Below are 13612 nucleotides of genomic sequence, written 5' to 3' on the forward strand. Positions count from 1 at the left end.
GTGCGGTCAACGCCACTGACAACCCGGCAGTGAAGCGCTGAATCGGGACGCACGGCACAACTCTAGGAGTTCATGTGGCACTTGAAGCCGCTGTTAAGCAGTCCATCATCGAGGCATACGCAACGTCCAAGGGCGACACCGGTTCGCCGGAGGTCCAGATTGCGGTCCTGACTCAGCGGATCAAGGATCTGACTGAGCACATGAAGGAGCACAAGCACGACTTCCACACCCAGCGCGGTCTGCTGGCCATGGTCGGTCGTCGCAAGCGCATGCTGGGCTACCTCAAGAAGACTGACATCGCACGCTACCGTTCGCTCATCGAGCGCCTCGGCCTGCGCCGCTAGTTTGACTTCGGGCGGCCCGATCCCTGGACCGGGCCGCCCTCTTCTCAACAACTACATCACAGACCCAAAAGAGGAGTCCGATCGCACGCGCATTCGCGGTCCTCGGTAGTGATCCCCGGGAGTCCCGGCCATTGTTTCAATGGCATTGCCCGTGGATCTCGATCGATGACCGGGTGTCGTCCGGGCCAGGAAAAGACGCTGGTCCCGGGTTGTGCGGCGGACTTCCGCAATCAAGAAACGGAGGTGACTCTCAATGGAGGGTCCCGAAATCCAGTTCTCAGAAGCCATCATCGACAACGGCCGTTTCGGCAAGCGGGTCATCCGCTTTGAGACCGGCCGCCTTGCCAAGCAGGCCGCCGGCGCTTCGATGGTCTACATCGACGACGACACCGCCCTTTTGTCCGCAACCACGGCAGGCAAGTCCCCGCGCGAAGGCTTCGATTTCTTCCCGCTGACCGTGGACGTCGAAGAGCGCATGTACGCAGCCGGCCGCATCCCGGGCTCCTTCTTCCGCCGTGAAGGCCGCCCGTCCACCGAAGCCATCCTCGCGTGCCGCCTCATGGACCGGCCGCTGCGCCCCGCATTCGTCAAGGGCCTGCGCAACGAAGTCCAGATCGTCGTCACCGTCCTGGCCATCAACCCGGACGAGCTCTACGACGTCGTCGCGATCAACGCTTCGTCCATGTCCACCCAGCTTTCCGGACTTCCGTTCTCCGGCCCGATCGGTGGCGTCCGCGTCGCATTGATCGCCGACGAGCAGGGCAGCGAATGGGTTGCCTTCCCGAAGCACTCCCAGCTTGAGAACGCCGTCTTCAACATGGTGGTCGCCGGCCGTATTGCCGGTGACGACGTCGCCATCATGATGGTTGAAGCCGAAGCCACGGACAACTCCTGGAGCCTCATCAAGGAACAGGGCGCAACCGCCCCCACGGAAGAGGTTGTGGCCGAGGGCCTCGAAGCCGCCAAGCCGTTCATCCGCGCCCTGTGCGAAGCCCAGGCCGACCTCGCCGCCCGCGCTGCGAAGCCCACGGTCGAGTTCCCGGTCTTCCTGGACTACGAAGAGGACGCTTACGCTGCCGTCAAGGCCGCTGCAGCCGAGAAGCTTGCCGCTGTCTTCCAGATCGCCGACAAGCAGGATCGCGACAACGCGTCCGACGACCTCAAGGACGAAGTCCTGGGTGCACTTGCCGGCGAGTTCGATGGCCGCGAGAAGGAACTGTCCGCAGCGTTCCGCTCGCTGACCAAGCAGGTTGTGCGCCAGCGCATCCTGAAGGACCAGGTCCGTATCGACGGCCGCGGGCTGACGGACATCCGCCAGTTGACCGCCGAGGTCGAGGTCTTGCCCCGCGTCCACGGTTCCGCCATCTTCGAACGCGGCGAAACCCAGATCATGGGCGTCACCACGCTTAACATGCTGAAGATGGAACAGCAGATCGACTCGCTGTCGCCGGTAACGCGCAAGCGCTACATGCACAACTACAACTTCCCGCCGTACTCCACCGGTGAGACCGGCCGCGTCGGTTCGCCGAAGCGCCGCGAGATCGGCCACGGCGCCCTTGCCGAGCGCGCCCTGGTTCCTGTCCTGCCGTCGCGCGAGGAATTCCCGTACGCCATCCGCCAGGTGTCCGAAGCCCTCGGATCCAACGGTTCGACGTCGATGGGTTCCGTGTGTGCCTCCACGCTGTCGCTGCTCAACGCAGGCGTGCCGCTCAAGGCTCCGGTTGCCGGTATCGCAATGGGCCTGGTGTCCGATGAAGTGGATGGCCAGACCCGTTATGCGGCCCTGACCGACATCCTCGGCGCCGAAGACGCTTTCGGTGACATGGACTTCAAGGTGGCCGGCACGGCCGAGTTCGTCACCGCCATCCAGCTGGACACCAAGCTGGACGGTATCCCTGCTTCTGTCCTGGCCGCAGCCCTGAAGCAGGCCCGTGAAGCCCGCTTGCACATCCTGGATGTCATCAACGCCGCCATTGACACCCCGGACGAGCTTTCCGAGTTCGCACCGCGGGTTATCGCCGTCAACATCCCCGTTGACAAGATCGGCGAGGTCATCGGTCCCAAGGGCAAGATGATCAACCAGATCCAGGAAGACACCGGCGCCGACATCTCCATCGAGGACGACGGCACCGTCTACATCGGCGCTACTGACGGCCCGTCTGCCGAAGCAGCGCGGGCGGCGATCAACGCCATCGCGAACCCGCAGGTGCCGGAAGTAGGCGAACGCTACCTGGGTACGGTCGTCAAGACCACCACCTTCGGCGCATTCGTCTCCCTTACCCCGGGCAAGGACGGCCTGCTGCACATTTCCGAGCTGCGCAAGCTCGCGAACGGCAAGCGCGTGGATAACGTCGAGGACGTCGTCTCCGTGGGCCAGAAGGTCCAGGTAGAGATCACCAAGATCGACGACCGCGGCAAGCTCTCCCTCTCCCCGGTGGTAGCCGAGGAAGAAGCCGCAGCCTCCGAAGGCGCCGCTTCCGAAGAGTCCGAAGCTTCGGCGGAGTAGCCACTACCGGCACAGACCGCGGAGGGACCGGTGGACATGTCCACCGGTCCCTCCGGGTTTAACAACGAACCCGGGCCAAACCCGCTGGTACGATTGCACCCAGATTTGGCAACCGTGCTTTCCTGCAATGCTGAAAGGCCTTAATGACTGTCGTACCCCTCCCTCTTGCGCAGACCGTGCCAGGAGGCGAACTGATCCATGGCGCCGAAGGCGGCTCCGTTGTCCGACGTTCAGTGCTGCCAGGCGGCGTCCGCGTGCTCACCGAGGCCATGCCAGGGCAACGATCGGCAACCATCGGCTTCTGGGTGGGCGTCGGATCGCGGGATGAAGCGGAGGGCCAGCACGGCTCCACCCACTTCCTCGAGCACCTGCTGTTCAAGGGCACCAAGCGGCGGACCGCGCTGGAGATCGCCTCCGCGTTCGACGAGGTCGGCGGCGAATCAAACGCCGCCACGGCCAAGGAAAGCACATGCTACTTTGCGCGGGTGCTCGACTCCGACCTGCCCATGGCCATCGACGTCATCGCGGACATGATCACCGGCGCCGTGCTTGAACCTGCTGAACTCGAGCAGGAACGAGACGTCATCCTTGAGGAAATCGCGATGGACAGCGACGACCCCACCGACGTCGCCCATGAGAAGTTCGTTGCCGCGGTGCTTGGCGTGCATCCGCTTGGCCGCCCGATCGGCGGCACTCCGGCCGCCATCAAAGCCGTCTCGCGCGATTCCGTCTGGGAGCATTACCGGCGGTACTACCGGCCTGAGGAGATCGTCATCACCGCGGCCGGCGGATTGGATCACGACGTCGTTTGCCGCCTCGTGCTCGCCGCCTTGCGGACGGCCGGGTGGGAACTGAAAGAGGGCGCCGCGCCCGTGGAGCGCCGCTCGACGGCCCGGGCCACGATCACGGGCACCGCGGGTTTGCACGTCGTCAAGCGTCCGGTTGAGCAAGCGAACATCATCATGGGCTGCCCGTCGATCGTTGCTACCGACGAGCGCCGCTTCGTGATGAGCGTCCTCAATGCCGTTCTTGGCGGTGGCATGTCATCCAGGCTCTTCCAGGAGATCCGCGAGAAGCGCGGCCTTGTCTACTCCACCTACTCCTTCGCATCCGCCTACGCGGACGCCGGCTACTTCGGCATGTACGCAGGATGCACGCCGTCGAAGGTCACCCAGGTCCTGGAACTCCTCGGCGCCGAACTGGACAAGCTTGCTGCCGACGGGATTACCGCCGAGGAACTCCGCAAGGCCGTTGGCCAGCTTTGCGGTGGAATTGTGCTTGCGCTTGAAGACACCGGATCGCGCATGTCCCGCCTTGGCCGTGCCGAGCTCGTTTCCGGCGAGTTCCAGGACATCGATGAAACCTTGGAACGGATCAAGTCCGTGACGGCCGAACAGGTTCAGGACCTCGCCCGCGTCCTGGCCTCGGCTCCGCGCACCGTGACCGTCGTCGGGCCCTTCGACGAAACCGAAACCTTCGGCCTATAGCCACCGGCTTTGTCCCAGGAACATGATGGTGACGTATCCAACGTCGTGCATCGCGGGAGGCAGCATGAATGAGCCATCGAGGAGTCATGCAAGCGTTGCGTTGGAGGCTTTCCTCGGCCATTGGCGGGGGAGTACCGAGTTGGCTGCTTCGCCGTGGGGACCCGCCCGGACGGCCGACGCCGAAGTGACCTTTTCCCGGGCCGCCGGAGGATACGCGCTCGTCCAGAGCTACCGGCACACCGAACCGGACGGAACGCACTTCGAGGGCCATGGCGTATTCACGGTTGACCCGGACCACGGAGACACCCTGTGGTACTACGTGGACAGCATGGGCCGCCCGCCGGAGGCCCCGGCCCGTGGACAATGGCACGACGGCAGCCTGAGGCTGGAGCGGCGCAGTCCGCGCGGCACTGCCCGGCACACGTTCAAGGTTGAAGGGGGTGTCCTGACGCACGTCGCGGAACTCCGGCTAGGCGATGCACCGACCTTCAGTCCGTTCATGGTGTCGGTATGCAGGCGGGTCTAACCGCCTGCGAACGGCGGCAAGACGTCGACGACGTCCTCGGCACCGAGGGCGGCAAGCCTGTCGCGGACCGCCACCTCGTTCCGCAGGAAACTGCTCCGGGAGATGATCCGCGCCAAGGGCGGTGTCCCGGCCGGAGGTTCGGCGCGTTCGACGGCGAGCATCGCCTCGATCAGCGCGTCCAGGGTGCTTCCTTCCGGAAGGCCGTAGTGTTCCTCTTCGACTCCCGCCGCGGCGCGTGCCGCGGCGAAGTAACGTACCAGCAAAACCCCTAGCCTCCGATTGCGCTCATGCTGCGGTCCGGCTGCACGAAATCGGGTGCGCCGAGGCCGGTGTGGTCCATGCCGTGGGCCTTCGGTTTGATCCACATGGCATCCTGCCAACGCCGGGCGAGCTCCTCGTCGTCCGCGCCTTCCCGGAGCAAGCCGAGGAGGTCGAACTCTTCACGCGAGAACAAGCAACTCATGATCTTGCCTTCCGCCGTGATCCTCGTGCGCCGGCAGTCGGCGCAAAAGGGTTCGGTGACCGAGGCAATGATGCCCACTGTGCCCACCACGGGGCCGGTGGCTTCGGCGCTGGCGGCGTCCCGGCGTCGTACTTCGAAACGTTCGGCAGGTGCACCGTCCCGCTCCCGGGGGTCCGGGCTCAGGACGAAATCGCGGGACAGGAGCCCGCGGATTTCAGCTGCCGTGATCATGTTCCGCCGCGTCCAGCCGTGGTCCGCGTCGAGCGGCATCTGCTCGATGAAGCGGAGTTCATAGCCGCGTTCCACAGCCCAGGCGAGCAGATCCGGGGATTCGGCGTCGTTGATTCCACGCATGAGGACGGCGTTGATTTTTACGGGACCCAGTCCGGCGGCCCAGGCGGCGTCGATTCCGGCCAGCACTTTGTCCAGGAAGGGTCGCCGGGTCAGTTTCGTGAACGTTTCTTCGTGGAGGGAATCGAGGGAGACGTTGATGCGGGTAAGGCCGGCCTCTTTGAGGGCCACGGCCTTCTTGTCGAGTCCCACGCCATTCGTGGTCATGGAGATCGGCAGGTCCGGGTGGGCCTCGCGAAGGGCGGAGACGATGCCTACGAGGTCTGCGCGGACCAGCGGCTCGCCCCCCGTGAGGCGCAGTTCGCGGACGCCGAGGTGGTCCACGCCGATCCGCACGATGCGCGTGATTTCGGCGGCGCTCATGACGGCCTCCTTGGACAGCCATTCGAGGCCTTCGGCGGGCATGCAGTACGTGCACCGGAGATTGCACTTGTCTGTCAGGGACAAACGCATGTCGGTGGCACGGCGCCCGTAGCGGTCGAAGAGGCCTCGGGGAGTTCCTGCGGGGCGTCGCGGGGGCACGGATAGCCCGCTCCCCGTCCCGGCACCCGGGGCGGGCGACGGCATGCCTAGCTGAACACTCATATTTCTAGGCTAAGGCAGGGAGCCGCCAAGAGTGATATCGCCCACTGGAGGGCGCTCGTCGCAATAGGGCTGCGTAAGTTCTTACGGAATGCGTACGGTTGGTCAGGCCGGTATCGGATCGGGCTCCACCGGGCCTTCCCGAACCTATGCTGAAGGTGTGAACATGCAGCCCGTCCCGCACGCTGCCGATCCCGGCAACCGCCGCATCCTCCTGGTCGAAGACGAACAGACGATTGCCGGCGTGGTCAGGGACTACTTGGCCACGGCGGGGTTCCAGGTGGATATCGCGGGAGACGGTTTCACGGCCCTGAGTGTGGCGGCCACGCGGAAGCCCGACCTCGTCATCCTGGACAGGATGCTGCCCGGGCTCGACGGCGTTGAGGTGTGCCGCAGGTTGCGGCTCACCATGGACGTGCCGATCATCATGGTTACGGCCCTCGGCACGGAAGACGATCGCATCCTTGGCTTGGAAACCGGTGCGGACGACTACGTCACCAAACCCTTCTCACCCCGGGAACTTGTCCTGCGCGTGAAATCGGTGTTGCGGCGCAGCATACCGGAGTTCGCGCCGGAACCGCCGGTCGAAATTGCCGGTTTCGCGTTGGATCCGGCATCGCGGACAGTGCTGAGGGACGGTAAGCCACTGGCACTGACCGCACGTGAATTCGACTTGCTCGCCTTCCTGCTCCGGCGGCCAAACCAGGTCTTCAGCCGCGAAGACCTCATCAAAGCGGTATGGGGTTGGGACTTCGGAGACTTGTCCACGGTCACGGTGCATGTCCGGCGCTTGCGGGAAAAGATCGAGGTCAACCCGGCCACTCCGGTCCTCCTGAAGACAGTATGGGGAGTCGGGTACCGCTTTGATGCGGTGCTCCCGGGCGCCTGGCCCACTTCCGAAGAAGGTGAACATGCGGTCACCTGAAATGTTGACGGTCCTCGCGTGGATGGTGCTCTGGGCCGTCCTCATCGGGGCTTTGACGCTTGCCTTGCTCCGGCTCCTTCGCGGAGCCTCGATCCTGGTCCAGATTTGCCTTGTTGTAGTGGCCACGGTCGGTGTCCTCGTCGCGGGGATGGTCAGCGCTTTCAACGCCATGTTCATTTCCGCCGGCGACCTCGAAGTCATGTGGTACATCCTTGGAGCGGCCTCGGTGGTGGCTCTTGGCATCGCCGCGGTGCTGGGTGCCGGCGTGTCGCGGAACGCCATCCGCTTGGTTGCCGCGGCGCGGCGCCTTGGCAGCGGCGAAACGCTTGACGGCTCAGCCTCGCCGTTGTCACCGGCCCGACGCCATGGGCCCGCGATGAATTCCGAGCTCGCCCAGCTCGCCAACGAGCTCGAGGCGAGCGGCCGGAAACTGGAGGAGTCCCGCAGGCGGGAGGCCGCCGTCGAAGCCGCGCGACGCGAGCTGGTCTCGTGGATTTCGCACGACCTCCGGACCCCCTTGGCGAGCATGCGGGCCATGGCCGAGGCCCTCGAGGACGGCATGGCATCCGATGTGGGCGCGTATTACCGGAAGATCATCGGCCAGACGGAGCAAATGGCCGCAATGGTCAACGACCTCCTGGAACTGTCCAAGATCCAGGCGGGCACGCTCCGGCTGAGCGCCGAGGCGCTGGATGTCTACGACCTCGTGAGCGACGCGATCGCCGATCTTGCCCCGCTTGCCGCGCAGCGCGGCATCCGGCTCGACGGCGGTGGCGACCGCGAGTGCATGGCCGTCGCCGACGGCCCCAGCGTGGGCAGGGCGATCCGCAATGTTCTCCTCAACGCAATCCTCTACAGCCGGCCCGGTGGTGCGGTCAGGGTGGGCGTCGGACGCGACGGGGATGCCGCCGTCGTCGACGTCGTGGACACTTGCGGCGGGATCGACGACGACGACCTCGCCCATGTATTCGAAACCGGCTGGCAAAAGGACCGTTCCCGCGGCACGCACGCCCTGCTTCACGGCAACGGAACCCGATATAGCGGCTCGGGAGTCGGACTCAGCATGGTGGCCGGGATCGTGAAAGCTCACGGCGGCGCAGTCACCGTTGAAAACACCGGCGAGGGCTGCCGCTTCTCGCTCCGGCTTCCTTCGGACGCGCGGGAAACGCCACCCTCCGAAGCCTCAGGAGCCCCGGCAGTCCCATTGGCGACTATTTCCACTGAACAGGCAGGCACGACATGAGCAGGACCATTTCGAAGAAGGCACGTACCGGAACGGCGCTCCGCTGGGCCGCCGTGTGCGGCGTGGTTGCCATCGGCCTCGGGGTGGCTGCGGGAGAACTGCTTGCCGGCTTCCTCAGCCCGTCCGTCTCACCGGTGACCGCCTTGGGCGGCGTGGTGATCGACGCGGTCCCGGGTTGGGCCAAAGACCTTGCCGTCAGCCTTTTTGGCACGGGGGACAAGATGTTCCTGATCAGCACCATCGCAGCCGTGACCGTGGTCCTCGCCGCGATCGCTGGGATCCTGGAGTTCCGCCGCAACGGAGCGGGCCTGGCGCTCGCCGTCCTCGCCGGAGCCGCCGGACTGGCCGCGGTCCTGACCAGAGCGCAGGCAGCACCAGCTGCGGCCATTGCGCCGATTGCGGCAACGATTGTGGCAATGCTGTTCCTTAGGCTGCTGATCCAGCGCCTCGAAACCTGGCGGCCGGGCCCGGACTCAGCCGGCATGTCCCTGGCCCGCCGAAGCTTCGTTCAGATGCTCGCGGGAACCGCGATCGCGGCGGTGGTAGCCGGTACCGTGACGGCGATCGTGCGGACAGCCGGAACCGTGGCATCCGATTTCCGCCGGGCAGTTACTTTGCCGGCTCCGGCTGCGCCGGCGGAGCAGATTCCCAAGGGCGCAGGCCTCACCTTGGATGGCCTCGAGCCGCTCGTGACGCCGAACGCCGATTTCTACCGCATCGACACGGCATTGATTCCGCCGGCCGTGAACCCGCAGGATTGGACCCTCAAGGTGACCGGCATGGTGGAACGCGAGGTCCAAATGGACTTCGCAACCCTTCTGGCCAAACCCATGATCGCCCGTTACGTCACCATTGCATGCGTGTCCAACGAAGTTGGTGGCGACTTGATCGGCAATGCCCTCTGGCTCGGCTGGCCCGTCCGCGAACTCCTGGCGATGGCGGGCCCGAAGGCCGGAGCGGACATGGTGCTTTCCCGCAGCGCCGACGGCTGGACCGCCGGGACGCCCCTCGAAGCCCTCACGGACAACCGGGACGCGATCCTGGCGGTCGGTATGAACGGCGAGCCCTTGCCCGTGGAGCACGGCTTCCCTGTCCGGATGATTGTCCCCGGCCTGTACGGCTACGTTTCGGCTACAAAGTGGTTGACGGAATTGAAAGTCACCCGGTTCGCCGACGACGAAGGCTATTGGGTTCCCCGCGGGTGGAGCGACCACGGACCCATCAAGACCGAGTCCCGCATCGACGTGCCCCGTGACGGCGGCTCGGTCAAGTCCGGCACGGTCCAGTTCGGCGGGGTGGCTTGGGCCCAACACCGTGGCGTGTCCAAGGTGGAAGTCCGCGTCGACGGCGGAGCCTGGCATCAGGCGACCCTGGCCCCCGGCATCTCCACGGACACCTGGTACCAGTGGCAAGCGGGCCTCGAATTGACCGCCGGAAGGCACGAAGTCCAGGTCCGTGCGACCGACTCGACCGGTACGGCCCAAACCGAAGCCCGTGCTGCCCCGGCTCCCGACGGCGCGACAGGGCTCCATACCATCCACGTCACCGCCAACTGACACTAGGCTGTGAAGGTCTGAGCGAAATCATCCGGAAGGAAAACCGTGGCCAGATCTGTCGCAGCCCACCGCGAAGCCGTGCAGGAACTGCTGTCCGGCCTTGGCGGCCCTCGTAGCACCGAAGTGGTGCCGCTGATGGCCGCCCTCGGCCGGGTACTCGCCGTCGACGTCCTCGCGCCGCTCAGCCTGCCGCCGTTCGCCAACTCCCAGATGGACGGTTTCGCAGTGCGCGCCGCGGACCTCGCGCCTAATTCGGAGAACGACGACGGCGCGGAGCTCACTGTCGTGGATCCGGTCCCGGCAGGTGCCGCCCCAGCGAAGCTGCTGCCGGGCTCTGCTGCCCCGATCATGACCGGCGCGATGATGCCCGAGGGAGCTGACGCCGTCGTACCGATTGAACAAGCGGTGCCGGGTGTCTTTCCGTTGCCCGGAACTGAAACCACCGTCCGGCTTCCTTCCGTGCGGCCCGGAACCTTCGTCCGGGATGCCGGCAGCGACATCTCCGCCGGGACCGTTGCCCTTCGTTCCGGAACCACTTTGGGGCCGGGACAATTGGGCTTGCTCGCCGCCCTTGGCCTGGGCTCCGTCGAGGTCCGAACGCCACTGCGGGTCCTCCTGGTTCCCACCGGGGACGAAGTCGTGGAGCCCGGCTCTGCCCTGCCCCCGGGCAAGATCTACGACTCCAATGGAACATTGCTTGAAGCGGCCATGGCACAGGCCGGGCTCCATGTCACCCGGACAGGCGTGAGCGGCGACGACCCTTCCGCGCTCCTCGACCTGCTGCGGAGCCACACGGGGGAAGTCGATCTGGTTGTCAGTACCGGCGGTGTCAGCAAGGGTGCCTACGAAGTGGTCCGGCAGGCAATGGACAACCAGCCGGTCGAGTTCGTTTCGGTAGCCATGCAACCTGGCGGCCCGCAAGGAATCGGCACCTTCGACGGCGTGCCTTTCCTGGGGTTTCCGGGCAACCCTGTGAGTTGTCTCGTATCGTTCGAAATGTTCCTTCGTCCCGCGCTCACTGCCGTGCTCGGCAGCCCCTCCGCGCGAATTGCCTTAAGGGCCCTCCTCACGGAGCGCTTGACCTCGCCCTCCGGAAAGCACCAAGTCCGCCGCGGCACCCTGCTCCCTGACGGCACGGTCCGTTTGGAGGGTGGACCCGGATCCCACCTCATCCACGCGCTCGCCAACTCGAATGCACTGGTCCAGGTCCCCGAGGACGTCACGGAACTCGAGGCCGGGGCGGAGGTGGAAGTATGGATGTTGTGAACAACACTCCAGACCCCGCCGGCGCCACGGCGCAGGCGCGCCAGGACGGACCCGGTGCCCTGACGCATTTGCGCCACGATGGAACAGCCCAGATGGTGGACGTCTCCGCCAAGGTCGTGACCACACGCGAGGCCACCGCAACTGCCACCGTCCACAGCACTGCCGAGGTACTCGCGCTTCTTGGAGCCGGTGAGCTCCCGAAAGGCGATGCACTAGCCGTCGCGCGTGTCGCCGGAATCATGGCCGCCAAGAAAACTCCGGAACTCATCCCGCTGTGCCATCCGTTGCCGATTTCCAAGGTCACAGTGGACTTCGAACTCGGCGTGGATTCGGTGGGCGTGCTCGCGTCGGTCAAGACCAGGGGCGTCACCGGCGTGGAAATGGAAGCGCTGACTGCCGCGTCCGTAGCGGCCCTCAGCGTGTACGACATGATCAAGGCCGTTGACAAGCACGCCGTCATCAGCGGGATCCAGGTGCTGGCCAAGAGCGGCGGCAAGAGCGGTGATTGGGCACTCGGCGCGGATGCCCTCGACGGCGGGACGCACCGCGACTCCGGAACGCACCTCGACGGCGGGACTCCCGGCGAAGGAGCCAAGGCATGAGCGGCTGCGAGCCCGCCCGCGGTCCGCGGAAGGCCGGCGTCGTGATCGCTTCCAACCGGGCTGCGGCAGGAATCTACGAGGACAAAACCGGTCCGGTGATCATGGATTGGCTGGTCGAACACGGCTACGAGACGTTCCCGGTGATGGTGGTCCCCGATGGCGAGCCCGTCGGTGCGGCGATCCGCGCCCTCCTGACCCAGGAACCCGCCGTCGTGATTACGAGCGGCGGCACGGGACTGAGCCCCGACGACCTCACCCCGGAAGTCACGCTGCCGCTCCTCGACCGTGAAATTCCGGGCCTTATGGAAGGCATCCGCCGAGCCGGGGCCGCCAAGACCCCCATGGCGATGCTGAGCCGCGGACATGCCGGTACGGCTGGCAAGACGTTCATCGTGAACCTGCCGGGATCGCCCAAGGGCGTCATGGACGGCCTTGCCGTCCTGGACCCCGTCATCGGCCACCTTTGCGATCAGTTGGAGGGAAATCATGACCATTGAAACAGACTTCGAAGTTGTCAGGGCCGTCCTGAGCGCCGAGCCGATTTCGGTGGATCAAGCAATCGCGGCCGTCGAGTCGGACACCGCGGGTGCGGTGGTGAGCTTCAGCGGCGTCGTCCGCAACCACGACGGCGGCAAGCCGGTTGACCGTCTGAGCTACAGCGCCCATCCCACGGCACACCAGGTGATGTCCGACGTCGTGGCGCAACTCGTCGCCGAGCACGCCGGCGAAGCGGCCCAACCGGTCCGCATCTGGGCGGCCCATCGGGTGGGCATGCTGGAGATCGGCGATCCCGCTCTCGTTTGCGCCGTGTCGGCCGCGCATCGCGGGCAGGCGTTCGCGGTGTGCTCCGAGCTCGTGGACCGGATCAAAGCGCAGGTGCCCATCTGGAAGGAGCAATTCTTCAGCGACGGCACAGTGGAGTGGGTCGGCGCGGGCGAGTAGCCGAGGCCGGGCAGCGGCACCGTTCCGAGCCATCCCTGCGTCAACGGTAGGGTTATAGGCATGACCGAACAACTCGCTGTTGCCGTGCTGGGCGCCCACGGGCGCATGGGTATCGAAGCCGTCAAGGCGGTAGATGCGGCCGCTGACATGAAGCTTGTCGCCGCCCTCGGACGCGGAGACTCCCTCCAGGCCCTCCTCGACGCCGGTGCCAAGTATGTTGTGGACCTGACCGTGCCGGACAGCACGGAAGCGAACGTCCGTTTCGCCGTCGAGAACGGCATGCACGCGGTTGTCGGCACCACGGGATGGGATTCCGAACGGCTCGAGGCCTTGCGTGAGTTGCTGGCGGCCAACCCTGCCGCGGGTGTCCTCATTGCCCCGAACTTCGCCCTTGGATCCGTGCTTGCGTCGGCCTTCGCGGCCACGGCGTCCAAGTATTTCGAGTCGGTCGAGATCGTCGAACTCCACCATCCGAACAAGGTGGACGCGCCTTCGGGCACGGCTGTTCGGACTGCCCAGCTCATTGCGGCCGCCCGCGCAGAGGCCGGAGTGCCGGCAAGCCCCGACGCCACGGACACCGAGCTTGAAGGCGCACGCGGATGCGACGTGGACGGTGTCCGCGTCCACAGCGTGCGGTTGCGCGGCCTTGTGGCCCACCAGGAAGTCCTCCTTGGCGGACCGGGTGAGCAGCTCACCATCCGGCACGATTCCTTCGACCGGGCGTCGTTCATGCCGGGCGTGCTGCTTGGGCTCCGGAAGGTCGCGTCCCACCCCGGCCTCACGGTCGGCCTGGACGGCTACCTGGACCTGGGGCTGTAA

General features: G+C 65.8%; 14 protein-coding genes. 12 read left to right on the forward strand and 2 right to left on the reverse strand.

Going from position 1 to position 13612, the window contains the following annotated elements; translation table 11 throughout:
- The first annotated feature begins 74 nt into the window (after positions 1-74).
- The 4 genes from rpsO (at position 75) to ABCW42_RS07240 (ending at position 4863) form a co-directional block, all read left to right on the forward strand.
- A complete protein-coding gene (gene rpsO / locus ABCW42_RS07225; protein ID WP_133202898.1) occupies positions 75-344 on the forward strand; it encodes a 30S ribosomal protein S15 in 270 nt (89 codons plus the stop codon).
- Positions 345-597: 253 nt separating this feature from the next.
- Positions 598-2850 (forward strand): polyribonucleotide nucleotidyltransferase, encoded by a 2253-nt coding sequence (locus ABCW42_RS07230; protein WP_423184203.1) that lies wholly within the window; start codon positions 598-600, stop codon positions 2848-2850.
- Between the two features lie 143 nt (positions 2851-2993).
- Positions 2994-4337 carry a M16 family metallopeptidase gene (locus ABCW42_RS07235; protein WP_423184204.1) on the forward strand — a complete coding sequence of 448 codons (1344 nt, stop codon included), beginning with the start codon at positions 2994-2996 and terminating at the stop codon, positions 4335-4337.
- 64 nt (positions 4338-4401) lie between these two features.
- A complete protein-coding gene (locus ABCW42_RS07240) occupies positions 4402-4863 on the forward strand; it encodes a DUF1579 family protein (protein ID WP_423184205.1) in 462 nt (153 codons plus the stop codon).
- Here ABCW42_RS07240 and ABCW42_RS07245 read toward each other — a convergent pair.
- Both ABCW42_RS07245 and moaA read right to left on the reverse strand, forming a co-directional pair.
- Positions 4860-5126: a MoaD/ThiS family protein gene (locus tag ABCW42_RS07245; protein ID WP_423184206.1), complete on the reverse strand. Its 267-nt coding sequence runs from the start codon at positions 5124-5126 to the stop codon at positions 4860-4862. The two genes, ABCW42_RS07240 and ABCW42_RS07245, sit on opposite strands and share 4 nt — an antisense overlap.
- 5 nt (positions 5127-5131) lie before the next feature.
- The gene (gene moaA / locus ABCW42_RS07250) at positions 5132-6262 is read right to left on the reverse strand and encodes a GTP 3',8-cyclase MoaA (protein WP_423184207.1); all 1131 of its coding nucleotides are present in this window, start codon (positions 6260-6262) and stop codon (positions 5132-5134) included.
- 163 nt (positions 6263-6425) lie between these two features.
- On the opposite strand from moaA, the gene ABCW42_RS07255 reads away from it, so the two are divergent.
- The 8 genes from ABCW42_RS07255 to dapB are packed head-to-tail and all read left to right on the forward strand — an operon-like array spanning position 6426 to position 13612.
- Positions 6426-7184 (forward strand): response regulator transcription factor, encoded by a 759-nt coding sequence (locus tag ABCW42_RS07255; protein WP_423184831.1) that lies wholly within the window; start codon positions 6426-6428, stop codon positions 7182-7184.
- Complete coding sequence (locus tag ABCW42_RS07260) at positions 7171-8427, forward strand: sensor histidine kinase (protein ID WP_423184208.1); 1257 nt, start codon at positions 7171-7173, stop codon at positions 8425-8427. The genes ABCW42_RS07255 and ABCW42_RS07260 overlap by 14 nt, the downstream gene beginning before the upstream one ends.
- Positions 8424-9983, forward strand: a complete 1560-nt coding sequence (locus ABCW42_RS07265) for a molybdopterin-dependent oxidoreductase (RefSeq protein ID WP_423184209.1) — start codon at positions 8424-8426, stop codon at positions 9981-9983. Before ABCW42_RS07260 ends, ABCW42_RS07265 begins: the two co-directional genes overlap by 4 nt.
- Before the next feature lie 45 nt (positions 9984-10028).
- Complete coding sequence (gene glp / locus ABCW42_RS07270; RefSeq protein WP_423184210.1) at positions 10029-11249, forward strand: gephyrin-like molybdotransferase Glp; 1221 nt, start codon at positions 10029-10031, stop codon at positions 11247-11249.
- Complete coding sequence (gene moaC, locus ABCW42_RS07275; RefSeq protein ID WP_423184211.1) at positions 11237-11851, forward strand: cyclic pyranopterin monophosphate synthase MoaC; 615 nt, start codon at positions 11237-11239, stop codon at positions 11849-11851. Before glp ends, moaC begins: the two co-directional genes overlap by 13 nt.
- Complete coding sequence (locus ABCW42_RS07280) at positions 11848-12348, forward strand: MogA/MoaB family molybdenum cofactor biosynthesis protein (RefSeq protein ID WP_423184212.1); 501 nt, start codon at positions 11848-11850, stop codon at positions 12346-12348. Before moaC ends, ABCW42_RS07280 begins: the two co-directional genes overlap by 4 nt.
- Positions 12338-12793, forward strand: coding sequence for a molybdenum cofactor biosynthesis protein MoaE (locus tag ABCW42_RS07285; protein WP_423184213.1), 456 nt, complete (start codon positions 12338-12340; stop codon positions 12791-12793). Before ABCW42_RS07280 ends, ABCW42_RS07285 begins: the two co-directional genes overlap by 11 nt.
- A gap of 60 nt (positions 12794-12853) precedes the next feature.
- Entirely contained in the window at positions 12854-13612 is a 759-nt protein-coding gene (gene dapB / locus ABCW42_RS07290) for a 4-hydroxy-tetrahydrodipicolinate reductase (protein WP_423184214.1), read from the forward strand.

The organism is Arthrobacter sp. NyZ413 (assembly GCF_049390645.1).
GTDB lineage: Bacteria > Actinomycetota > Actinomycetes > Actinomycetales > Micrococcaceae > Arthrobacter.